Source organism: Belnapia arida, from assembly GCF_016773205.1.
Lineage (GTDB): Bacteria > Pseudomonadota > Alphaproteobacteria > Acetobacterales > Acetobacteraceae > Belnapia > Belnapia arida.
On sequence record NZ_JAETWB010000002.1, the window covers coordinates 474,170 to 496,797 of the forward strand.

The 22,628-nt window shown below is 72.0% G+C and carries 20 protein-coding genes and 1 tRNA gene; 7 read left to right on the forward strand and 14 right to left on the reverse strand.

Features of this window, described 5'->3' with window-relative positions:
• Positions 1 to 41: 41 nt before the first annotated feature.
• Entirely contained in the window at positions 42 to 1,472 is a 1,431-nt protein-coding gene (locus tag JMJ56_RS09295; protein WP_328702327.1) for a UvrD-helicase domain-containing protein, read from the reverse strand.
• On the reverse strand, positions 1,460 to 3,157 hold the full coding sequence (locus JMJ56_RS09300; RefSeq protein WP_202831338.1) for an ATP-dependent nuclease: 1,698 nt from the start codon (positions 3,155 to 3,157) through the stop codon (positions 1,460 to 1,462). The genes JMJ56_RS09295 and JMJ56_RS09300 overlap by 13 nt, the downstream gene beginning before the upstream one ends.
• A gap of 514 nt (positions 3,158 to 3,671) precedes the next feature.
• Between JMJ56_RS09300 and JMJ56_RS09305 the strand changes: the two genes are divergently transcribed.
• Positions 3,672 to 5,294, forward strand: coding sequence for an ABC-F family ATP-binding cassette domain-containing protein (locus JMJ56_RS09305; protein WP_202831339.1), 1,623 nt, complete (start codon positions 3,672 to 3,674; stop codon positions 5,292 to 5,294).
• Positions 5,295 to 5,437: 143 nt separating this feature from the next.
• Here JMJ56_RS09305 and JMJ56_RS09310 read toward each other — a convergent pair.
• The 4 genes from JMJ56_RS09310 to JMJ56_RS09325 form a co-directional block, all read right to left on the reverse strand.
• A tRNA-Ser gene (locus JMJ56_RS09310) sits at positions 5,438 to 5,528 on the reverse strand.
• Between the two features lie 45 nt (positions 5,529 to 5,573).
• Entirely contained in the window at positions 5,574 to 6,914 is a 1,341-nt protein-coding gene (gene der / locus JMJ56_RS09315; protein ID WP_202831340.1) for a ribosome biogenesis GTPase Der, read from the reverse strand.
• Positions 6,915 to 6,951: 37 nt separating this feature from the next.
• Positions 6,952 to 8,295: a PQQ-like beta-propeller repeat protein gene (locus JMJ56_RS09320; protein WP_202831341.1), complete on the reverse strand. Its 1,344-nt coding sequence runs from the start codon at positions 8,293 to 8,295 to the stop codon at positions 6,952 to 6,954.
• Positions 8,295 to 8,939, reverse strand: a complete 645-nt coding sequence (locus JMJ56_RS09325) for a tetratricopeptide repeat protein (protein WP_202831342.1) — start codon at positions 8,937 to 8,939, stop codon at positions 8,295 to 8,297. The genes JMJ56_RS09320 and JMJ56_RS09325 overlap by 1 nt, the downstream gene beginning before the upstream one ends.
• Positions 8,940 to 9,030: 91 nt before the next feature.
• On the opposite strand from JMJ56_RS09325, the gene JMJ56_RS09330 reads away from it, so the two are divergent.
• Positions 9,031 to 9,375: a hypothetical protein gene (locus JMJ56_RS09330; RefSeq protein ID WP_202831343.1), complete on the forward strand. Its 345-nt coding sequence runs from the start codon at positions 9,031 to 9,033 to the stop codon at positions 9,373 to 9,375.
• Between the two features lie 35 nt (positions 9,376 to 9,410).
• Positions 9,411 to 10,100 (forward strand): hypothetical protein, encoded by a 690-nt coding sequence (locus JMJ56_RS09335; RefSeq protein ID WP_202831344.1) that lies wholly within the window; start codon positions 9,411 to 9,413, stop codon positions 10,098 to 10,100.
• A gap of 61 nt (positions 10,101 to 10,161) precedes the next feature.
• On the opposite strand, the gene JMJ56_RS09340 is transcribed toward JMJ56_RS09335, so the two are convergent.
• The 3 genes from JMJ56_RS09340 to JMJ56_RS09350 form a co-directional block, all read right to left on the reverse strand.
• Complete coding sequence (locus JMJ56_RS09340) at positions 10,162 to 11,490, reverse strand: dihydroorotase (RefSeq protein WP_202831345.1); 1,329 nt, start codon at positions 11,488 to 11,490, stop codon at positions 10,162 to 10,164.
• Between the two features lie 283 nt (positions 11,491 to 11,773).
• The gene (yghU, locus tag JMJ56_RS09345; RefSeq protein WP_202831346.1) at positions 11,774 to 12,649 is read right to left on the reverse strand and encodes a glutathione-dependent disulfide-bond oxidoreductase; all 876 of its coding nucleotides are present in this window, start codon (positions 12,647 to 12,649) and stop codon (positions 11,774 to 11,776) included.
• 30 nt (positions 12,650 to 12,679) lie between these two features.
• Positions 12,680 to 13,078, reverse strand: coding sequence for a winged helix-turn-helix transcriptional regulator (locus JMJ56_RS09350; RefSeq protein WP_407927895.1), 399 nt, complete (start codon positions 13,076 to 13,078; stop codon positions 12,680 to 12,682).
• An 81-nt stretch (positions 13,079 to 13,159) separates the two neighbouring features.
• Here JMJ56_RS09350 and JMJ56_RS09355 point away from each other — a divergent pair, with 81 nt between their 5' ends.
• Positions 13,160 to 13,771 carry an FMN-dependent NADH-azoreductase gene (locus JMJ56_RS09355; protein WP_202831347.1) on the forward strand — a complete coding sequence of 204 codons (612 nt, stop codon included), beginning with the start codon at positions 13,160 to 13,162 and terminating at the stop codon, positions 13,769 to 13,771.
• A gap of 111 nt (positions 13,772 to 13,882) precedes the next feature.
• Here the strand turns inward: JMJ56_RS09355 and asnB are convergent, their stop codons facing one another.
• The 5 genes from asnB to JMJ56_RS09380 form a co-directional block, all read right to left on the reverse strand.
• On the reverse strand, positions 13,883 to 15,643 hold the full coding sequence (gene asnB, locus JMJ56_RS09360; protein ID WP_202831348.1) for an asparagine synthase (glutamine-hydrolyzing): 1,761 nt from the start codon (positions 15,641 to 15,643) through the stop codon (positions 13,883 to 13,885).
• Positions 15,643 to 16,686, reverse strand: a complete 1,044-nt coding sequence (locus JMJ56_RS09365; protein WP_202831349.1) for a glycosyltransferase — start codon at positions 16,684 to 16,686, stop codon at positions 15,643 to 15,645. Before JMJ56_RS09365 ends, asnB begins: the two co-directional genes overlap by 1 nt.
• 76 nt (positions 16,687 to 16,762) lie before the next feature.
• Positions 16,763 to 17,782 carry a glycosyltransferase gene (locus tag JMJ56_RS09370; RefSeq protein ID WP_202831350.1) on the reverse strand — a complete coding sequence of 340 codons (1,020 nt, stop codon included), beginning with the start codon at positions 17,780 to 17,782 and terminating at the stop codon, positions 16,763 to 16,765.
• Entirely contained in the window at positions 17,779 to 18,543 is a 765-nt protein-coding gene (locus tag JMJ56_RS09375) for a glycosyltransferase family 2 protein (protein WP_202831351.1), read from the reverse strand. Before JMJ56_RS09375 ends, JMJ56_RS09370 begins: the two co-directional genes overlap by 4 nt.
• Positions 18,540 to 19,460, reverse strand: a complete 921-nt coding sequence (locus JMJ56_RS09380) for a glycosyltransferase family 9 protein (RefSeq protein ID WP_202831352.1) — start codon at positions 19,458 to 19,460, stop codon at positions 18,540 to 18,542. Before JMJ56_RS09380 ends, JMJ56_RS09375 begins: the two co-directional genes overlap by 4 nt.
• Positions 19,461 to 19,524: 64 nt before the next feature.
• Between JMJ56_RS09380 and ygfZ the strand changes: the two genes are divergently transcribed.
• From ygfZ to JMJ56_RS09395, 3 genes are all read left to right on the forward strand, one after another.
• Positions 19,525 to 20,352, forward strand: coding sequence for a CAF17-like 4Fe-4S cluster assembly/insertion protein YgfZ (gene ygfZ, locus JMJ56_RS09385; protein ID WP_202831353.1), 828 nt, complete (start codon positions 19,525 to 19,527; stop codon positions 20,350 to 20,352).
• A complete protein-coding gene (locus JMJ56_RS33760) occupies positions 20,349 to 20,816 on the forward strand; it encodes a M23 family metallopeptidase (RefSeq protein WP_202831354.1) in 468 nt (155 codons plus the stop codon). Before ygfZ ends, JMJ56_RS33760 begins: the two co-directional genes overlap by 4 nt.
• A 131-nt stretch (positions 20,817 to 20,947) precedes the next feature.
• Positions 20,948 to 22,628: hypothetical protein (locus JMJ56_RS09395; RefSeq protein ID WP_407927896.1), on the forward strand; the 1,681-nt coding region annotated here is incomplete at its 3' end.

Consider the following 22,628-nt stretch of genomic DNA (forward strand, 5'->3'; position numbering starts at 1 on the left):
GCGATACTCGGAGCTAATCGGAGCCAAAGCCCCCGATCCAGTCACCAAGCCGGCAGCTTGGGGGTCCTGGAACATACGACCAGCTTCCTTGCACCGCGCGTCATAGCGACGTAGAGGTGAGCCGGGTTCATCCCGTGCGCGTCAAGAATAACTGCCACCTCAGCTTCCAGACCCTTCAATAAAAGCGTACTGCCGACAGCCCGTCCAGGTAGGGGACGACCGAGCAGCCGGTTCTCTTCTCGCATTTTGATAGCCATCGCTAAGAAGGAAGCCTGCTCGTCATCAGGGCATGCCTCTAGGGCCTTCAGGCAGCTCCTGAATACGGTCGGCCGATGCACGCGAACTCCGGTTTGCGCGTTCAGCGCCGAGAGGAACCCGAGCGCGCCGCGGTGGGTCGGTGCCGCGGCGAACCGCAACGCGGCGGCCTCGGCATCCGAGGGAGGAGCCGTCGAAGTGCCGGCCAGGTGTTCCCGGACGCGCTCCAACGTCTCCGTCCCGCCCAGGTTGGCCATCACGCTCTCCGCAAACTCGATGATGCGGTCGAGAGCGTCGCTCTCCGTCACGCGGAAGGCACGGGCGAAAGAGACGAGGTCGCCCAGGTCCACACTCTCGATCGCTACGGCGTCGGGGGTGTTCCGGGCGAAACGGCGTTGCCGATCAGGCTTTTTGCTCTCCGCCATGATCAGAACACCACCATCCTTCGACAGGGCAGGCGTTCGGCAGGCCTCGAGTTTGATAGCCTCGTCGGAAATGCCGTCCAGGGGCAGCCAGACGACGTTTGCCGGCGCCGACGACAGGTCCACGCCCCCGCCTGCCAGGAGCGATCGTCGCGCGTCGAGCAGCCACTCGCCAAAGCCTTGTTCCCCAGCATTGATCCATCGCCAGGGCGTGGAGAGCTCGCCGGCGGGCGGGAAATGCTCGCGGACGTCCTTTTCCCAATCGGCGAGACGACCCGCAAAGTTGAAGATCGCTTGGAGGGGGTCGCCGAGAACGCAGGTGCGGAGGGTGTTAGACGCCAGACCGACGATGAAGTGCTGGATCTCCGAACAGTCCTGGTACTCATCCACGATGAGGCGGTCGTAGGAGGCCGACAGCACGTCCGAGATGTGCCCGGCCTGGAGCAGTTCGACCGCGGCCACGCGTATCGCGTGGTAGTCTGACCTGGGGTTGCCGAGGGCGAGGATGGACGGATCGTGGCCGCTCCGCCCTGGGAACGTCCCGATCAGCCGCATCGCCCACCCGTCGAGCGTGGCCAAGCGATATGAGGCCCGGGGAACCTGGAACCGATCCAGCCGGCCCCGCAATGCGGCGACGCCCGCGTTGGTATGGGTGAGGACGAGGATCGGCTTTGGGTCGCTGTGCCGCGTCAGGGTTCTGGCGATCAGGTGTGTCTTGCCGCACCCGGCCGGCGCTGAGACCGATCCGCGGTCGATTGCGAGCAGGTCAATCTCGTCCGGGGTCACTCCATCCACGCGCTGATCCCCTGGATCACGGCCTGGAAGGGCGCCGCGGCACGTGAAAGGCCTGGGCCGACGATGTCGAAGCCGACGTCCTCCATCCAGGACACTGACTTGAACCAGCCGGGCTTGGACCGGGCTGCCTTTGCGAGGACGAGCCGTCCTGGCTCGTTCAATAGGGCTGCCCGGTCGGCGAGGCACCGCTTTCCAGATGAGGCTGACTTGATGTTCTCGTCGATGAGCCCCTCACCATGGATTTCGATCGCCCGATCGAGGAGCAGGGCCGCGTCCGCCTCGCCAAGATCGCCGAATAACGCGTCCTCGATCGCCCGTCCCGCGCCCCAGGACGCCACCTTTCCGCCAGCTGCCTCAAAAGCTACTTCGATCGCGGCATCGGGCTTAACGTCGTCGTCGCGGAAAGTCATCGTCCGGTAGCCGAGCTTCGTGAACGCCCCCGCACGACTGTAGACCTTCGTGATGCCGCCGGCGTCCACAAGGGCGACCGCGCGTGCCATGAGGGTGGGGGTGCCGCTCAGCGCCATTTGGCGGTCCAGGCCACGCAGGAGTCCGACCTCGCTGGCTCCTTCACAGACGATGATCGATTTCGCCAGCAGAGCCTCCGGGAAGACGCGCATGGTGCCCTGTACGTCCGCCACTTCACCGGCGTTGAGCACCTGCAGGCCGCTGTCGGTCCGCCGCAGGATGTTTAGCTGACCGGCCGAGAGTTCCCGGACTGCGACAGGCGAATGGGTGGTTGCGAAAACCTGGAGCGGCGGATCTTTCTCCTTCGCGCCAAGGGAGCCCAGCAGGGCGATGATGCGGTGTGGCTCGAGGCCGTGCTCAAGTTCGTCAATCAGGGCAATGCTCGCCTCCGCCGCGGCCGCCCGCTGTAAACCGGCGACGAGCAAACGTGCGGATCCGGTGCCGAGGTTCCGCAGGGGGACGCCCCTGGCGTCGTGCAGAGAGACGGTGCCGGCCGAGACGGAGGCCGTTCCGGGATCGAGGGAGGCATTCGCGCCGCCGTGCAGCGGGACGCCGAGGTCTGATGCGACGCGGTCTACGGTCTTCAGCGTCTCGGCTATGTGCTTCTGAGCGGTGCTGCCGAAAGTTGCGCGGGCGTCTCGCAAGGCCTGCAGCATGGCAGGGCCGCCAGTCACCTCCTCCCCCGTGAGGCGGGCGAGCACGGATCCGCGCCGCCAGCCCAACTGGGCCTCGCTCCCGCCGCCGATCCTCGTCGGGGCCATTCGGACGCGGTCGGCCCAGGCGAGGGATCGCGTGGCGTTCTCGGTGGCCGCCCGGTCGGAAAACAGGCTCCAAGACGGCTCCAGATCGCTCGCGACGATGAGCTGCAGCGTCAGGACGGTTTCGATCCCGCTCCCTGGCTCGTCCACCACTTCGGAGGTCGACTCGATGTAACCCCGGAGGTATTGTCCGTAGCCCTCCATGCTCCGTAGGGCGTCTGGCAGATCGCCGAGGGTGATCTGGATGGCGATGGGCTGCCCCGGGTTCAAATCGTGGAAGTCGGCGTCCGAGAACTGGGCCGTCCGGCGCGCCCCGATGCAAAGGTCGATCGCATCCAAAATCGTCGTTTTCCCGCCATCACCGGCCCCGATGAGGCAGTTCAGGCCCGGCGATGGAGACCAATCCAGAGCGTCTATACCCCTAAAGTTTCGGATCCCAATGTGCCTGATCCGAGCCATATCTCTGTCTTACCCTCCCGCTGCCGGCGGCAACTACATGACCGAGCCGAGTCGCGCCTACTGCCGCAGCGCGGGAGTAAAGTCGGTAAGCGGCTATCACAGGGGGGAAGGACCTGCCCTGCAGCGTCTGTGGCTTGGAGGTGCTCCATCGTCGGCTCCCTCCGCCAAACGATTCTGTAAACGACGAGCGCCCGAACGGGCGTCCGAACCCACAGAATCAGGCGTTTTGTTTACGGATCGCTGGAGCGAAGGTCATGGCGCTCAGAATCTGACGGAAGCGCGGGCGATCTCTCTCTCAGTTACCATCCGCGTTCCACCTAACCGATCTGAGGCGGCTGGCGGGGCCGGCCAGGGCGAGCGCGCCCGGACGCCAATCGCCGCCGGAGGGAGCGGCCAGGCCGGTTCCCGGGGCAAGCGGCGTGGCGGTACGCGCCGCCATGGGCAGCAAGCCACTCTCTTGCCGGCGCGCCCCGTGGCATAAGCGCGCCGCAACTGCTCCAAGCCCCGCACACCCATGATCCGCCTCGACAACATCAGCAAGCAGAACGGCCAGCAGATCCTCTTCATCGAGGCCTCCGCGGCGCTTCAGAAGGGGGAGAAGATCGGCCTCGTCGGTCCCAACGGTGCCGGCAAGACGACGCTCTTCCGGATGATCACCGGCCAGGAGCCCCCCGACGAGGGCCAGGTGGTCGCCGACCGGGGCATCAGCATCGGCTTCTTCAACCAGGATGTGGGCGAGATGTCGGGCCGCAGCGCCGTGTCCGAGGTGATGGACGGCGCCGGCGCGGTGAGCGCCGTGGCGGCCGAGTTGCAGGCGCTGGAGGCCGCCATGGCGGACCCCGACCAGGCGGACGACCTCGACAGCATCATCGAACGCTTCGGCGAGGTGCAGGGACGGTTCGAGGCCCTGGGCGGCTATGCCCTGGAAGGCCGGGCGCGCGAGGTCCTGGATGGCCTGAGCTTCAGCCAGGAGATGATGGAGGGCGACGTGGGCGCGCTGTCGGGCGGCTGGAAGATGCGCGTGGCGCTGGCCCGCATCCTCCTCATGCGCCCGGACGTCATGCTGCTCGACGAGCCGAGCAACCATCTCGACCTGGAGAGCCTGATCTGGCTGGAGAATTTCCTCAAGGCCTATGACGGCGCGCTGCTGATGACCTCGCACGACCGCGAGTTCATGAACCGCATCGTCAACAAGGTGATCGAGATCGATGGCGGCGCGCTGACAGGCTATTCGGGCAACTACGCCTTCTACGAGCAGCAGCGCGCGCTGGCCGAGAAGCAGCAGCAGGCCCAGTTCGAGCGCCAGCAGGCCATGCTCGCCAAGGAGATCAGCTTCATCGAGCGGTTCAAGGCGCGTGCCTCGCACGCCGCCCAGGTGCAGAGCCGCGTGAAGAAGCTGGAGAAGATCGATCGGGTCGAGCCGCCCAAGCGCCGCCAGACGGTCTCCTTCGAGTTCCAGCCGGCGCCGCGCTCCGGCGACGACGTGGTGAACCTGAGGAATGTCCACAAGCGCTACGGCCAGCGGACCATCTACGAGGGGCTGGACCTGCTGGTGCGCCGCAAGGAACGCTGCTGCGTCATGGGCGTCAACGGCGCGGGCAAGTCCACGCTGCTGAAGCTGGTGACGGGCGCCACGCAGCCGGATGCGGGGACGGTCACGCTGGGGGGCAGCGTGAAGCTGGGCTACTTCGCGCAGCACGCCATGGAACTGCTCGACGGCGAGCGGACCGTGTTCCAGTCGCTGGAGGACGCCTTTCCCCGCGCGACGCAGGGCTCATTGCGCGCCCTGGCGGGCTGCTTCGGCTTCTCGGGCGACGAGGTGGAGAAGAGGTGCCGGGTCCTGTCGGGCGGCGAGAAGGCCAGGCTGGTCATGGCGATGATGCTCTATGACCCGCCGAACTTCCTCGTGCTGGACGAGCCGACGAACCACTTGGACATGGCGACGAAGGAGATGCTCGTCGCGGCGCTGTCGCGATACGAGGGCACCATGCTGTTCGTCTCGCACGACCGGCACTTCCTGGCCGCGCTGTCCAATCGGGTGCTGGAACTCACGCCCGAGGGCATTCATCAGTACGACGGCGGCTACACGGAATACGTGGCGCGCACGGGCCAGGAGGCGCCCGGCCTGCGGAGCTGAGCCCGGAGATCCGCAGCCGTAGGGTCGTTTCGGCAGGCCTGTGTGCGCCGGGACGGCCCGGCCGCTCTTCGTGCCGCCGGGCTTCGGCGGCCGTGGAGGGGGCGGGTTCGTGCCAGGTCGAGGCACCGCGTGATCCAGTGGGATGGCGGACAGGGTGGGATTCGAACCCACGATACGCTTTTGACGTATACGCACTTTCCAGGCGCGCGCCTTCGACCGCTCGGCCACCTGTCCTCAGGGCGGCGGACCATAATCAGGCAGCCCGCCGCGGGCAAGCGGCTACGTATCGCTTTCCGCATACGGGTTGGTCGTGCCACGGAGCTGTAGCCGGATCGGCACGCCAGGCATGGCGAAGGACTCGCGGAAGCCGTTCACCAGGTAGCGGCGGTAGTCCTCCGGCAGCTGCTCGGCGCGGGTACCGAAGACCACCACGGTCGGCGGCCGGGCCTTCGGCATGGTGGCGTAGCGCAGCTTGATGCGGCGCCCCTCGGAGAGCGGCGGCGGGTGGCGCGTCAGCATGGCCTCGAACCAGCGGTTCAGCTCTCCGGTCGGGATGCGGCGGTTCCAGTGGGCATAGGTCTCGCGCACCGCCGGCATCAGCTTCTCGACGCCGCGGCCGGTCTGGGCCGAGAGCGGCACCACGGTGATGCCCCGCATCTGGGCGAGGCTCGCCGTCAGCACGTCCTCGATGCGGCGGCGGGTAGCGGCGCGGTCCTCCACCGCATCCCATTTGTTCAACGCGATGACGACGGCCCGGCCCTCGCGCTCGGCCAGGCGGGCGAGGCGCAGCTCCTGCTCCTCCATCCCGAGCAGGGCATCGACGACCAGGATGGCAACCTCGCATTCCTTCAGCGCGGCGATGGAGGCGGCGGCCGACATCTTCTCGAGCGCCTGCTCGATGCGGGCCTTCTTCCGCAAGCCGGCGGTGTCGACGAGGCGGACGAGGGCGCCGGTCTCGTCGCGCCACTCGACCGCGACGGAATCCCGCGTCAGCCCGGGCTCCGGCCCGGTGATCATCCGCTCCTGGCCGAGCAGGGCGTTCAGCAGGGTCGATTTCCCCGCATTGGGGCGGCCGATGATGGCGAGGCGCAGCGGCCGGTCTGGGTCCTCCGGCTCCTCCGCCTCGGCGGGCAGGTGCTCGCGGATGGCGTCGTGCAGCTCGCCCATGCCGTCGCCATGCTCGGCGGAGATCGCCACCGGGTCGCCGAGGCCGAGCTCATAGGCCTCGAAGGCCGCCTGGCCGCCGAAGCGCCCCTCCGTCTTGTTCGCCACCAGGATGACCGGCACTGACTGGCGGCGCAGCCAGGTGGCGAAGGCGCGGTCGGCCGGGGTGAGGCCGGTCCGCGCGTCCATGACGAAGAGGGCGAGGTCCGCCTCGCGCAGCGCCGCCTCGGAGCTGGCGCGCATGCGGCCCTGGATGGTCTCGGGCGCTGCCTCCTCAAGGCCGGCGGTGTCCAGCAGGCGGACATCGCGGCCGGCGATGCGGGCCTCGGCCTCCTTGCGGTCGCGGGTGACGCCGGGGGTGTCGTCGACGATGGCGATCTTCCGGCCGACCAGCCGATTGAAGAGGCTCGACTTGCCGACATTCGGACGGCCGAGGATGACGATGGTGGGGAGCATGGCGCTCCCTAGCGCATCCGCCGGCCGATGTCCCGCCTCAGGCGCCCTGGAGCGCCGCCACCACCGCATCTTCCGTCAGCACGTACATGACGCCGCCGGCGACGGCTGGCGGCAGCATGACGCCGTCCGGCAGGCGGACGCGGCCGGCGATCTCGCCGTTGGACGGGTCGACCTCCACCAGCTGGGCATTGCTGCCGGCGACCAGCAGGCGGCCGCCCGCGAGCACCGGGGCGGCCCATTGGATGGGGTCCCGCCGCCGTTTCTCGTCCTTGAAGCGTTGCAGGCTGGCGATCCAGCGCACCCGGCCGTCGTCCCGGCCGAGGCAGGCGACCTCGGCCCCGGTCGTCAGCAGGAAGACCCAGTCGCCTGCCACCCAGGGCGTCTCGGCCGCGGCCACATCCCGCTCCCACAGCCGGCGGCCGGAGCGGAGGTCGAGGGCGATGGTGATGCCGCCGAGGCCGCTGGCGAAGACCCGGCCACGGTCGATCACCGGGAGCGCGGTGATGGCGGCGATGTCGGCGAGGCCGCCGCCCGCGGCGGAGCTCAGCGTCTCGCTCCACTGCGCGCGGCCGTCGCTCGCCCGGATCGCCGCCAGCTCGCCGGAGCCGAAGCCGGCGACGACCATCTCGCCCTCCACCGCCGCGGCCGGCAGGCCGAGCGCCATGGTGGCGGTCGGCTGGCCGCGATAGGTCCAGAGCGTCCGGCCGTCCTCGACCGAGAGGGCGAGCAGGTGGTTCTCCGTCGTCGTCACATAGGCCCGGCCATTGGCGACGGTCAGGGCGCCGCGTGCCGGGGCGGGCAGGTCGACGCGCCAGCGCGGCTTGCCGTCGGCCGGGTCGAGCGCCATCGCCTCGGCCATGCCGGTGGCGAGGTAGAGCGTGCCGTTGTCGAAGGCGAGGGCGGTGCCGAGGGCGCCGTCCCGGTCCTTCTCGGGCCGGGTGTCGAAGGACCAGCGGCGGCGGCCGTCGAGCGCCGTCAGCGCCGTCACCATGCCCAGCGCATCCGCCGCATAGACCGCGCCGCCGGCGGCGATGGGGGGCGCGAGCAGCCGGCGGCGATAGGCGGTGCCGGTGCCGATGGCGGTCCGCCAGGCCTCGCCCAGGCGGAGGCCAAGGGCGGGGTGGCCTGCCGCATGGCTGATGGTGCCGCCGGCCTGGGGCCAGTCGGCATTCAGCGCCGGGGGCGGCAGGGTGACGGGGGCCTGGGCGCCCTCCTCGATGTTCAGCGGGCGCTCGACGGCCAGCACCGGGCGGCGCTCGCCGCGCAGCGGCACCTTCCGTTCGCCGAAGATGCCATCGAAGGTGTCGGTGATCGATTCGCAGCCGGCCAGCAGGCCCGCGCCGCCCAGCAGGGCTGCGCGGCGGGTGAAGTTGGTCCGCATCAGCCGCCGATCTCCGCGAGCAGCTTGCCAGCCCGGTCGCGCACGCCCTGGGGCGTGGCCGGGGCCGTGGTCAGGCTGGTGAGCAATTGCTTCGCCTCCTCCGTCGCGCCGCGCTTCATCGCGGCCAGGGCCCGGATCTCCTGCACCGAGGCACGCCAGGGACCCTCGGCGAGGGGGGCCAGGCGACCCTCGATCGCGGCCGGGTCGCCGGCATCGAGGGAGTGCAGCCCCCACATCACCGTGCCGAGGTCCCGGTAGAGCGGATCGATCGAGCCGTCACGCGCGACCTCCTCCCAGAGGGCAAGCGCCCCGGCGCGGTCGCCGGCCTCGGCCCGCAGCGCCGCGGCGCGGAGGCGGGCGAGGCTGCGGTAGCCGGGCGGCGCCTCGGCGGCCAGGGCGGCGAAGCGGTCGGCCGCGGCGCGGCCGTCGGCACCGGGCTCGGCGGCGGATTTGTTGGCGGCCATGTAGACCTCGGCGGTCTGGGCAGACTGGCGGGCCTGCCACCAGCGCCAGCCCTGCCATCCGCCGACGCAGGCAACCGCGAGCAGCATCAGCCCGGCCAGCAGCCCGCCATAGCGGGCCATCAGCCGCTTCATGCGCTCGGCGCGGAGGTCTTCCTCCACCTCGTCGAAGATGTCGGCCACGCGGTCCTTCCTCGGGAGAAGGGGCGGTGCATAGCAGCCCGTTGGCGGTGCGTTAAGCCCGGCGCGTGCAGGCTGCCGGGCGATGCGCTGGATGCTGCCCCTTCTCCTGATCCCGCTGGCGGGCTGCGAGCCGCTGACCGTGGGCGCGGCGGTGACCGCGGGCTCGGTCGCGGTGGTCGGGCGGTCGCCGGTGGATGCGGTGGTATCCGTGGCGACGGGGCGGGATTGCTCGGTGGTGCGGCTCGACCGCGGGCAGGACTATTGCCGGCCGGCGGAGGCGCCGCCCGCGCCGCCGCCCTACTGCACGCGCAGCCTCGGCCGGGTCGACTGCTGGGCGGCCCCGTTGCCGGGGCGGCGTGGCGTGGCGGATGGGCCGGCGACCCTCAGCGCGGCGCAGGAAGCCAACAGGACCAGGCGGTGGCCAGGTCTGTGGTGACGCAACCGGCACCCCCGGCCGGAGGTTGTTGCGGCATGAGCCAGGCCGCCGGGACACCGCAGGAGACCAGCCGCTTCAGCCTCGATAAGCTGAGCACGGTGGTGCAGACGCTGGCCATCCTCGGGGCGGGGGCCTGGGGCGTCTATACCTTCATCTACGAGGCGCGGATCAAGCCGGGGCTGGCGCCGCCCAGCCTGTCCGTCACCACCACGCTCGAGAAGGCAGGCGAGCGGGATGGGCGGCTGGCCATCCGCTCCACGGTCACGCGGACCAATGTGGGCGAGGCGGGGGTGCGGGTGCTCGGCCTCACCTACAACGTCATCGGCACTGGGATGCGCTTCACCGGACCCGAGGCGGGGCCATCGCCCGAAAGCCTGGCGGGGAGGAGCGAGGTCACCGCCGCGCGCTATGGCCGGGCGGAGCGGCAGGAGATGGTGCTGCGGCAGGGCGTGCTGTTCGCGGGGGCCACCGCGCTGCCGGCCGAACCCTCCGAATTGCAGCCGGGCGAGGCGGTGTCGCGCGACCTGATCTTCTATGTCGAGCGGGACCGCTACGATTCGCTGCGGTTCCAGGTGGATCTGGCCTACACGAAGCTGTCCGAGCCGGCCGTGCCGCTTGTCCTCGCGCTCGGGCCGGACGGGCGCATCCGGGCCGAGTGCGCCGAGGCGGCGCGCTGCCGGGAGCTCACCACCACCGATTTCGGCACCGAATTCTCGCTCTGGTAGGCGTTGCTTGAATGGGCCGGCGATTTACGTCCCGAGTGGGAATACCCGGGACGATCGCAGGCTAGCCGCGCGCCTCGGCAAAGCGGACGCCGGTGCCGCGCGGGGTGCCGATCACCTCGTCCTCGCGCATGGCGACGGCGCCGCGGAGGATCGCCATGACGGGCCAGCCGGTGCAGCGATGGCCGGCGAAGGGCGTCCAGCCGCAGGGCGAGACGATCCAGCCCTCCTCGATGGTGCGCTGGCGCTTCATGTCCACCACGGTGAAGTCGGCGTCGTAGCCGGCGGCGAGGCGCCCCTTGCCATTGGCGCCATAGACCCGGGCGGGACCGGCGCACATCAGGTCCGCGAGGCGGGAGAGGCTGAGGCGGCCGGCGCTGACATGATCGAGCATCAGCGGCACGATGGTCTGCACGCCGGTGAGGCCCGCCGCCCCGTCCGGCCAGGGGCGTTCCTTGGCGGCGCGGCTGTGCGGGGCATGGTCGGAGCCGACGACATCGACCGTGCCATCGGCGATGGCGGCCCAGGCGGCGCGCAGGTGGCGCTCGTCGCGGATGGGCGGGTTCATCACCGCATAGCCGCCGAGCCGGTCATAGGCCTCGTCGGTCTGGGTCAGGTGGTTGAGCAGAACCTCGACCGTGGAGACGTCGCGGTAATCGCGCAGCAGCTCCAGCTCCTCGGCGGTCGAGACGTGGAGGATATGGGCGGGGCGGCCGGTCTTGCGGGCGAGCGTCATCAGCCGCTGCGTGCCGATAAGGGCGCAGTCCACGTCGCGCCAGACCATGTGGTTGCGGTGGGGCATGCCGCTGGTGAAGAGCGGCTTGCGCTCCTGCAGCCGGTACTCGTCCTCCGAGTGGTAGCAGATCCGCCGCCGGCCGCTGCGCATGACGGCTTCCAGCGAAGCATCGTCCTCGACCAGCAGGTCGCCGGTGCTGCTGCCGGCGAAGACCTTCACGGCGCAGACATTGGGCTGGAGTTCGAGCGAGGCCAGCTCGGCGATGTTCTTCTTGGAGGCGCCGACATAAAGGCCGACATCGACCCAGGCGCGGCCTTCGAGATAGCCGCGCTTCCAGTCCAGCCGCTCCCTGTCCGTGATGGAGGGGGCGGTGTTCGGCATGTCGAAGACGGCGGTGAGGCCGCCGAGCAACGCAGCGCGGGTGCCGCTCTCCAGCGTCTCCACCGCCGGGTCGCCCGGGTCCCGCAAATGGACATGGGCGTCGATCAGGCCGGGGAGGATGTGCAGGCCGGTGCAGTCGATGGTCTCGGCCGCTTCGGCGGTGCGGAGGTCGCCGAGGGCGGCGATGCGGCCGGCGCGGACGCCTACATCGGTCGCCTCCTCGCCCCAGGGGAGGACGCAGGTGCCGCCGCGCAGCACGAGGTCGAAGGCGGGCATCGGCTTGGCTCCTTGCGGCAGTCGGAGGGGGGTTATCCCGCGATGTGCTGGAGCGGGGAAGAGGCGGCCCTCAATTGCGGCGAGGCGCCTCAAGAATTGAGGCGGAGAGGTGGGTAAGGGATTGTCCCGATTGGGAAATGTAGGCGGATTTGAGGAATTGATGGTTTTAGGGGAGGGGCCGGGATGGGCGCGGCCTGGGCGCTTTCAGGGAAGTATTCCTATACGAAGCCGCATCGGATGGCAAGGATGCGGATGGGGCGGGCCGGGCCCGCCCCCGCGCCGCTTACCCCTGGGTGCCGATCTTGTCCTGCGTCTTCGTCTCGAAGTCGCTGGCCTCGTGCCGCTCATGGAGCTGGCTGGAGGGCTCGCCCTGGACGCGGTTGACCATGCGGCCGCGCTTCACCGCGGGGCGGGCGAGGAGCTGGTCGGCCCAGCGGTTGACGTTCCTGTACTCGTGGACGGCGAGGAATTCCGCCGCGCCGTAGAGCCAGCCCTTCACCAGCCCGCCATACCAGGGGAAGACGGCGATGTCGGCGATGGTGTAGTCGGGCCCGCCCAGATACTCGCTCTCGGCCAGGCGGCGGTCCAGCACGTCGAGCTGGCGCTTGGTCTCCATGGCGAAGCGGTTGATCGGGTATTCCATCTTGCTCGGCGCATAGGCGTAGAAATGGCCGAAGCCGCCGCCGAGATAGGGCGCCGAACCCATCTGCCAGAACAGCCAGGAGAGGCACTCGGCCCGCTTCGCCGGCTCGGTCGGCAGGAAGGCGCCGAATTTCTCGGCGAGATAGGTGAGGATGGCGCCCGATTCGAAGACGCGGACCGGCTCCGGGCCGCTGCGGTCGAGCAGGGCGGGGATCTTGGAGTTCGGGTTCACCGCGACGAAGCCGCTGCCGAACTGGTCGCCCTCGCCGATCTTGATGAGCCAGGCGTCGTATTCGGCACCCGCATGGCCGAGGGCCAGCAGCTCCTCCAGCATGATCGTCACCTTCACGCCGTTCGGCGTGCCGAGCGAGTAGAGCTGGAGCGGATGGCGGCCGACCGGCAGCTCCTTCTCGTGCGTGGGGCCGGCGATGGGGCGGTTGATGTTGGCGAAGCGGCCGCCGCTCTCCTTGTCCCAGGTCCAGACCTGGGGCGGGGTGTAGCCAGGGGCATCGGTCATCGGTGTCGCTCCTCGATATTGTTCAACTGGTTAGCGATTCTCTTCCGCCCGGCTGTCGAAGGCGGCGCGGGCGCGATGGATCTCCGGCAGGTGCTCGAAGACCCAGGCGCCGAGCGCCTCGACGGGACGGCGGAGGGACTGGCCGAGCCCTGTGAGCTCGTAATCCACCCGGGGTGGAATGGTGGGGGTGATCGTGCGGGTGACCAGCCCGTCCCGCTCCAGCCCGCGCAGGGTGAGGGTCAGCATGCGCTGGGAGACCCCGCCGATGGCACGCTTCAGCTCGCTGAAACGGCGGGGACCGTCGGCCAGCATCATCACGACGAGGACCGTCCACTTGTCGCCGATGCGGGCGAGGAGGGAGCTGACCGCCTGGCAATCGCCGGGCAGATGCGCCGCCCGGGTGGTTCCCTCGCTGTGGCCGGGTTCCAAAATTGTGCCTCCTTGGCGGGTTTCAGGTGGTGACGCATATAGCCTTGGTCACAAATGAATACCACCAGGGGCAGCAAGGCCATGACCATCCTGCACATCGATTCCAGTATCCTTGGCGACCATTCGGTCAGCCGCAAGCTCTCGGCCGGCATCGTCGCGCGGCTGCGGGCGGTGCGGCCGGGCGAGCGGATCGTCCATCGGGACCTCGGCGCCGCGCCGGTGCCGCATCTCTCCGGCGCGACGCTGGCGGCGGCGCGGAGCCCGGCCGCGGAGCATGCGCCGGAGGTGGCGGCGGACCTGGCGTTGGGTGGCGAGGTGCTGCAGGAATTCCTGGAGGCGGACACCGTGGTGATCGGCGTCGCCTTCTACAATTTCTCGGTCTCCAGCCAGCTGAAGGCCTGGATCGACCGCATCCTCGTCGCCGGGCAGACCTTCCGCTACGCGGATGGGCGGCCGGTGGGGCTCGTGGGCGGCAAGCGGGTGATTCTCGCGGTGGCCCGGGGCGGGGTCTACGGGGCGGGGGCGCCGGCGGCGGCCTTCGAGCATGGCGAGAGCTACCTGCGGGCGGCGCTCGGCTTCATCGGCATCACCGAGCCGGAGGTGGTGGTGGCCGAGGGGCTGGCCGTGGGCGCCGAGCAGCGGGCGGCGGCGATGGACGCGGCGGAGCTGCGCATCGCGGCGCTGGCGGCCTGAATTCGCCCCGGAGCGGTTTCCGTTCGCACCGGCTCACGGACGCCGCTCCAGCTTGCTGGCTGAACGAGCAGATATCTCCGACCGGGTGATGCCGTCCGACCGGAGTGCGCTCTAGCGCCCGCTCAGGACCTCGAAGACATCACCCCGGACGTCGCGCCGCTCGACATGGCGGCGGTGCCACAGCGCATAGAAGAGCAGGTGCCAGGCGGCGAAGCCGCGATGCTTCTCGCTCCCGGCATGGCGGAACAAGGCGGCGACGCGGTCGGGGCGGGCGATCTCGGCGACGCCGGGCTGGGCGGCGACGAGCGGGCCGAGGCGGTCGCCGACGCCCTCGATCCAGGCGCCGATGGGGACGGTGAAGCCCTGCTTCGGCTTGGTGGGCTCGGCGGCGGGGAAGTGGCGGGCGAGCCATTCGCGCAGCAGCCACTTGCCGCTGCCGCGCTGGACCTTCAGCGCATCCGGCAGGCGGAAGGCGCTGGCTGCGATGCCGGCATCCAGCAGCGGCGTGCGGCCCTCGACGCCATGGGCCATGAGGCAGCGGTCCAGCTTGATGAGCAGGTCGTTCGGCAGCCAGTCGGCGATGTCGAGCGCCTGAGCGGCCTGGAGACGGGTGCGGCCGGGGCTGGCGGCAGCGGCCTCGGCGGCACCGGTGCCGTCGCGCCAGCCGGTCGGCGCCTCGCGCAGCACGTCGAGGCGGTCGAAGCTCCCTCTCGAACGGGGGGCCTTGCCGCCCAGCCACCACGGCCGCATCGCGGCCCGGTAGCGGCCGTAGCCCCCGAAGATCTCGTCGCCGCCTTCACCAGAGAGGACGACCTTCACTTCCTGCCGGGCGCGGCGGGCGAGGAACCAGGTGGGGATGATGGCGTAGTCGGCGGCCGGGTCGTCCATGGCGCCGGCGATCTCCGGCAGGTGGCGCCAGACATCGGCCTCGGTGACCGAGAGGGTGATGTGGCGGGCGCCGGCGGCCTGGGCGAGATGGGCGGCGGCGGCGCGCTCGTCGGCGGCGCCGGGGACGTCGAAGCCGGCGGTGAAGGCCAGGACGGGCCGGTCGTTGAGGCGGGCCATGAGCGCGAGGACGGCGCTGCTGTCGATGCCGCCGGAGAGGAACATGCCGTAGGGCACGTCGCTGCGCTGGTGGAGCAGGACACTCTCCTCCAACGCGGCGTCGAGGCGGGTGAGCGCCGCGTCGGCGGTGATCTCCTCGGGGCCGCCTTCGGGGAGGGCGGCACGGCGGTGGCGCTCGGTGACGGCGCCGTCGGCGATCACCACCGTCTCGCCGGGGAGGATGCGGCGGATACCCTCGAAGATGGTCTCGGCGCCGGTGGTGAACTGGATCTGGAGAAGCTCGGCGCGGGCTTCGGGGCGGATGCGGGGCTCGACCAGGCCGGCTGCGATCAGCGCCTGGGGCTCCGAGGCGAAGGCGAGCCCGCCCGCGACCTCGGCCAGGTAGAGCGGCTTGATGCCGAAGGGGTCGCGCGAGAGGACGAGCCGCTTGGTCCCGCGGTCATGCAGCGCGATGGCGTACATGCCGCGCAGCCGGTCGGCGAAGCCGATGCCGTCGCGGCGGAAGAGATGGAGCGGCGGCTCGCAGTCGCTGCCGGTCGAGCAGTGCAGCTGGTTCTCCTCGCGCAGCTCCCGGTAGTTGTAGACCTCGCCATTGGCGACGAGGGCGGCGGCGCCGGCGAAGAGGGGCTGGTCGCCGGTCACCAGGTCGATGATCGAGAGCCGGGTGTGCGAGAGGGCGACATTGCCCGAGACATGGTGGCCGTGGCCGTCCGGGCCGCGATGGGCGAGCGCGCGGGTCAGCGCGTCGAGGGTGGCGCCGGAGGGCGTCTGGCCCAGGCGGAGGGCGAGGCCGGCAAGGCCGCACATCAGGCCATCTCCTGCGGGACGAGAGCGGTGAGGAAGGCGCGCCAGCGGGCCAGGACCGGGGCCTCGGCGTGGTGGGCCGCGTACTCGGCGCGGCCTGCCTCGGCGAGGGCGGCGGCGCCGGCCGGGTCGGCGAGCAGGCCGCGGATGGCGGCGGCAAGGGCGGCCGGATCCTCCTTCGGGACGAGGAGGCCGGTCTCGCCGGGGCGGATGAGGGCGGCGGGACCTTCGGCCGCGGCGGCGACGATGGGGCGGGCGGCGGACCAGGCCTCAAGCACGACATTGCCGAGCGGCTCGTGACGGGAGGGGCAGATCAGCGCCTCGGCGGCGGCGAGCAGGGCGCCGGTGTCCTGGCGCCAGCCGAGGAAGGCGAGGCGCCGGCCGAGGCCGAGGCTGCGGGCGAGGGCTTCCAGGGCCGGGCGTTCGGGGCCTTCGCCGGCGAGCGACAGGTGGGCCTCGGGGAGGTCGGCGAGGGCGCGGAGGAGGATGTCGAAGCCCTTGTTCGGATGCAACCGGCCAAGGGCGAGCAGGCGGCGGGCGCCGGGCGGGGCGGAAAGCGCGGCGGGCGGGGCGCCGGCGAGGTCGTCGGCGAAATTCGGCACGTAGTGGGCGCGTGTGGCGGGCCAGCCGCGGGCGATGACCCAGTCGCGGATGTCCTCGGTATTGCCGATCAGCGCGTCGCAACCGCGGTAGTATTTCAGGTCGTAGTAGCCGCCCATGCGGCCCACCAGCGGCCAGGGGGCGCCACGGCGGCGCAGGGCCCCGGCGAAGCGGCTGGCGCGGTTGGCCCAGGAGACGACCACCCCGGGGCGGAAGCGGGCCAGCGCCGCCTTCAGCGCGGGGGCCGTGCGGAGGTCGAAGGGGCCGCCGAAGGGGAGCTGCACGGCATCGAGGCCGCCCGCGGCGAGGCGGGCGGCGCGGGCGGCATCGGTGCGGATGACGGCCAGCACCGTCTCGCCGGCGCGGTGCTGGGCGAGGGTCAGGCGCTCGTAGAAGGCCTCGGCGCCGCCCATGGGAGCGCCGGCGATGACATGGGCGATTCTCATGGCGGGACGACCTTGGCAGGCCGCGCGGGCCAATTCAGCCCTCCGCGCCATTTGGCGCTCCGATCACCGGATCGCCTCATCCCGCCAGCGCCTCGAAGCGGGTGGCGATGTCGGACCAGGAGGGGCCGGGGCCGCGGGCGAGGGCGCCGCGATGGAGCGCGCTCCAGGCCATGTCGTCGCCGAGGAGCCGGATGGCGGCAGCGGCGAAATCCACGTCGCTGGCGGCGATGTGGCCGGTCTCGCCCTCGGCGACGCGCTCGGCGACTGCGCCGAGGGGCGTCACCACGGCGGGGAGGCCGACAGCCTGGGCTTCGGCCAGGGCGAGGCAGAAGGTCTCGCCGGGGTCACCGCGATAGAGCATCACCCGTGCCTCCGTGAGGCGCGCGGCAAGGGCCGGGCGGGGCAGGGGCGCCAGGAGACGGACGCCTTCCTCCGCGAGGGCGGCGGCGCGGGCGAGCACCGGGGCGGCGCGGGCGGCGAGGCGGGCATCGCCGCCATAGGTGGCAGCGCCGCCATAGAGGTGCAACTCCGCCCCTGGCACGGCGGGGCGGATTCGGGCCGTCCAGAGGTCGAGCAGCCAGTCGAGGCCGCGCAGCGGGTTGGAGGTGAAGACGGCGACGGGCGGCGGCGGCTGGCGGGGCGGGGAGCCCTCGCTGAAGGGTGGGGCGAGGGCGAGGGGGATCTCCACCGGGCGGAATGGCAGGAGCCGGGGGAGGCTCGCGCTGTGCGAGGGGCCGAGGGTGACGAGGCGCGGCCGGGCGGCGAGCAGGGGCAGCAGGTGGCGGGGCTTGCGCAGGTAGCCGCCCGGGTTGTGCAGCCAGAGCACGCGGCGGCCGCGGGGCAGGGCGCGGAAGAGGCGGGGCAGGCGGGTGGCGATCACCAGCTCGGCGGGCGGGCCGCCGGGCGCGAGGGGCGACCAGTGGAGCCCGTCGCGGGTCTCGGGCGGCTCGGTGCCGGCGCGGAGGTCGAGGCTGTGGCCGCGGGCGAGGAAGGCGGCGGCGAGCAGGGCGAAGGCGGTCTCGGCGCCGCCGAGCGGGCGCCCGGCGAGGGCGGCGGGGCCGAAGCGGGGGCCCTCGGTGGCGAGGGCGATCCTCATCCGCGGTGCCGCTCGGGTTCCAGCCGGGCCTTCAGGTGGGCGAGCAGGGGGAAGAGGCCGGCGCAGAGCGCGATCAGCAGGCCCCAGCCGCCTTCCTTGTAACCGCGCCGCGCCACGTAGCACTTGATGATACGGGAGAGGCAGCGGCGCATGTTGTCGGGCAGCGAGCCGATATCGCCGGCGGCCAGGAGGTCGGCCGCCTTGGCCGAGGAATAGCGGTCGAGGCGGCGGAGCATGTCGGAGATGTCGCGGTCCACCTCGTGGCGGATGCCGGCTGAGGTGATGCGCTCGCCTTCCGTCCCCGTCCAGTCGAGGCCGGGATGGACGCGCTGGGCGCGCCAGCGCTTGGCGCCGCGGCGGAAGAGGATGGGCTTCAGCGTGGTGCCGAAGCTGCCGCCCCAGCCGTGCAGGATCAGCCGGTCGCCCACGTAATTGTCGATCCGCACGCGGTGGAAGCCGTGGGGGGAGGTGGCGATCGTTGTGCGGAGGGCGGGCCAGAGTTCGGGCGGAACGCGCTCGTCGGCATCGACCTCGAGGATCCAGTCGCCGGTGCAGGCGGCGATGCCCGCATTGCGGCGCTCGCCTTCGAGGGCCCATTCGCCCTCGACGAGGCGGGCGCCATGGGTGCGGGCGACCTCGGCGCTGGCATCGGTGCTGCGGTCGAGCATCACCACCAGCTCGTCGGCGGGGGCGAGGCTGGCGAGGCAGGCGGGGAGGCGGGCGGCCTCGTTGCGGGCGACGACGAGGGCGGAGAGCCTCATGCCGGCTGCGGCTCGGCGAGGAGGGTCCCGGCGGCGGCGAGGGCCTGTTCGAGGGTGAGGCCGGCCATGCTGTCGAGGGCGGGGCTCGCCGGGGCGATGGCGGTGGCGGTGCGGTGGCCGGTGGGGGCGTATTCGGCGACGCGGGAGGGGCCGAAGAGGCCGAGGGTCGGGGTGCCGGTCGCGGCCGAGAGGTGCATCAGCCCGCTGTCGTTGCCCACGAAGAGCGCGGCGCGGGCGAGGACGGCGGCGGCCTCGGGGAGGGCGATGCGGCCGACGAGGTCGACGGCGCGGTCGCCGAGGGCAGCGAGGACGGGGGCGGCCATCGCCGCCTCCTGCGCTCCGGGGCCGCCGAGGATGGCGGCGCGGGCGCCGGCGAGGGGCTGGCCGGGGGCGGTCAGCGCCTCGAAGAGCGCCACGAAGCGCTCGGCGGGCCAGACCTTGCGGTCCCAATTGGCGGTGGGGCCGAGGGCGATCCAGGGCCCCTCGCCCGGCAGCAGGGCGGCGGCCCGGGCGCGATCGGCGGCGCTGAACCAGGCGACCGGCAGCGGCGGCGGGTCGAGGCCCATCAGCGCGCCGAGATGGGCGATGCGCGGCCCCGGCTGGCGGCCGCCTCGCATCACGAAGCGGCGCTTCGCCCGGAGCAGGAAGGCGAAGGCGGAGCCGCGGAGGTCCACCACCAGGTCCCAGCGCTGGGTGCCGACCTCCCGCCAGAGCTCCAGCCAATGCAGGCGCAGGCGCCGCTTGGTCAGCACGATGGTCCAGGCACGGCCCGGCATGCGGGCGAAGACGCCCTCGGCCGCCGGGCCGCAGGCGATGACGAACCGCGCCTGCGGATGCTGGCGGATCAGGTGGCCGAGCAGCCCGGTGGAGAGGACGGCGTCGCCGATGCGGGTCGCGGTGATGAAGAGGATGCGCACGGCAGCGGCTTACCATGCTCCCTCCGGGCTTGTCGCGGAGGGGGCGGGGGGCCAACTCCGTTGCATGCCGATCGCGATCCTGCCCGAGAGGGGCGTTGTGGAAGTGGCGGGGGAGGACCGGGTGGCCTTCCTCCAGGGACTGGTCTCCAACGATGTGGCGGAGGCCGGGCCAGACTGGGCGGTCTTCGCCGCGCTGCTGACGCCACAGGGCAAGTGGTTGGCGGATTTCTTCATCCACGCCGAGTGCGAGCGGCTGCTGCTCGACTGTGAGCGGGCGCAGGCGGGGATGCTGGCGCAGCGGCTCGGGCGGTTCCGGCTGCGGTCGAAGGTGATGTTGCGGGACCTCTCGGCGGAGATGGCGGTGGCCGTCGGCTGGGGCGGGGCCGTGATGCCGGCGGGGGCGGTGCCCGATCCGCGGCTGGAGGCGGCGGGGTGGCGGCTGGTCTCCCGCGCGGCGCCGGCGGCGGATGCCTCCGCCGAGGACTGGGACGCGCACCGGCTGGCGCTCGGCCTGCCGGAGGGAAGCCGGGACCTCGCCGCCGAGCAGACGGTGCTGCTGGAGGCCGGGTTCGACGCGCTGCACGGCATCTCCTGGAGCAAGGGCTGCTACATGGGCCAGGAGTTGACGGCACGGACCCGGTACCGCGGGTTGCTGAAGCGGCGGCTGGTGCCGGTGGAGGTGGACGGGCCGCTGCCGGAGCCGGGGACGCCGGTGGTGGCCGGCGGGGCCGAGGTCGGCGAGATGCGCTCCGGGCGCGGGGCGCGGGGGATCGCCCAACTCCGGCTGGATGCGCTCGACGGACGTGCGCTTCGCTGCGGCGACGCGGCGCTGCGGCCGCGCATCCCCGGCTGGATGGGGCTTCCGGGCGAGGTGGCGGCGCCAGGCGGGTGAGGCCGGCGCTGCTTGGCCTCGGCGCCCTGATGCTCGGGGCGGCGGGGGAGCCGCCGCGGCTGGCCGCACCGGTGAGCCCAGCCTGCATCTCCTCACCCTTCGGGGCAAGGGAGGGGGCGGGGCCGCGGGCCTCCCGCATGCATGGCGGGATCGACCTGCCGGCGCCGGCGGGGGCCTGGGCGATGGCGGCCGCGGCCGGGCAGGTGGCGGCGATCCGGCGGCGCGGGGCGGCGGGGCTGGAGGTCGACCTGATCCATCAGGGCGGGTGGACGACGCGCTATGCCCATCTCGGCGCGGTGGTGCCGGCCCTGGCCTCGGGCAAGCGCAGCGTGGCGCAGGGCGAGCGGCTGGGGCGGGTCGGGCGGACCGGCATCACCTATGGAACGCACCTGCATTTCGAGCTGCTGGCGGATGGGGTGCGGCAGGACCCTGCGGCGCATCTGGCGCTGGTGGCCTGCCGTTGACCCCTGGAGGGCGTCGAGCGCAGGTTACCGGGCCCGTACCGGTAGCCGGAGCGTGATGGCCGGGATCACCGGCGGGTATCGTATACGATTTCCTTTGGCTTGCTCCAACCACGCAACCATGGAGATCACGCATGGGCATCGACCAGTGGCAGCGGGCGAGCATGTTCCGCCGTGGCCGGGCGCAGGCCGATGCCTCCTTCCTCGAGCCAGGTGAGACCGCGCGGCCCAGCCGTCCGCCGCCGGCGCCGCTCAGCCAGAAGGAATTGCAGGAGAGCGCGCAGCGCTGGGCACGGGCGCGGCTGAAGGATCGGGTGGTTTCGCCGGAAATGGCGGGGCTTGGCCTTACCGCGGCGATGCTGACGGCGGTGCTGAACAATCTGGGCCCGCAGGCCGGGATGCCCGTGGCGGAGGCCCTGCCGGGCGCGGCGCCGGACCAGGCCGCGGGGCGGAATGGCGGCTCCGGCGGGGCGGGCAGTACCGTCATGGCCGGGGCTGAGGCCGGCGGCACGCTGGATCAGGGCGGGAGCGACTTCGGCATCGCCGCCCATGGCGGGCGGATCGCCGTGGCGACGGTGGACCGGCCCATGGCACGGGGGACGACCATCATCCCCTCCAACATCCTGCGCGCCGAGGCCGATGCCTGGGCGGTGCGCGAAGTGGGATTCGCCGGGGCGATCGGCAAGGCCGGGCTGCTGGCCGAGACGGCGATGGGGCTCGGCCTGGTGCAAGCGGCGGAGGCGCGTGTCGTCGGCGGGGTGGATGCCGCGCTGCTGACGGCCTCGCAGGCCAGGGCCGTGGCCGAAGCAGGCAAGGCGGCGAAGGCCGCGGAAGGCGCCAAGGCGGTGGCGCAGGGAGACGAGGCGGCGCAGCCCCACGCGGCCCCGGGCGACACGATGCATGTGGCGCCGGCGCGGGCGGTGGCGGTCAGCCAGGCTGCGGCGGCGCAGGTGAGCCAGCCCGTCGTCGATGCGGATGACGGCGTGGTGGCCTGGGCGGCGCCCTCGCCGGCCCTGGCCTCGGCGCCGAAGGTGGATGTGGCGGTGGCGGGACCGGCGTTGGATATCGCCGGGTTTGGGATGCCGAAGGCGGTGGCGCCGGCACCGGCACCGGTGGTGGCGAAAGCCGCGGTGGCCGAGGTGAAGGCCCACCATGCCGGCAGCGTCGTGGAGACGGTGCAGCGTGCCGATGCGGCGGCGGGCACCGTGGGGCCCGCGCGGGTGGATGCTGCGACGGGCAGCACCGTGGGACATGCGGCCCCGGCCGGGGTCGCGGCGGTGACCGTCACGATGGCGGATGCGGCGGCTTCTTCGGCCTCGACGGTGATCGAAAGCGTCGTGAAGGTGCCCGGCCCGGTTGCGGCAGCGGTGCCGGTGGTGGATCTACCGGCCTTGGTGGTGCCGGCGGCGGCCGGTCCGGTGGCGGGGCACGGTCCAGAAGCGGTGGCCGGCGGCATCGGGGCCGTGCCGGCGGTGGACCTTGGCGGTTTGGCCGCTTCGGTCGAGGCCGTGCTGGACCAGGTGCCGGTGGTCGGGCCGGTGGTGAAGCCCGAGGCGCCTGGGGTAATCGATCCCGTGATGCCGGCTGGTGGTCCGGTCGCTGGCGTGCCGCCAGGGGTGGATCTTGGCGGTTTGACTGGTCCGATCGGGACGGTGCTGGACGAGGTGCCGGTGGTCGGGCCGGTGGTGAAGCCCGAGGTGCCGGGGGTTGCCGATCCTGTGGTGCCGGTGGATGGCCCGGTCGTCGGCGCGCCGCCGGTGGTGGAGCATGGGACGCCGAAGGGCCCGGTCGAGGCCGTGCTGGACGAGGTGCCGG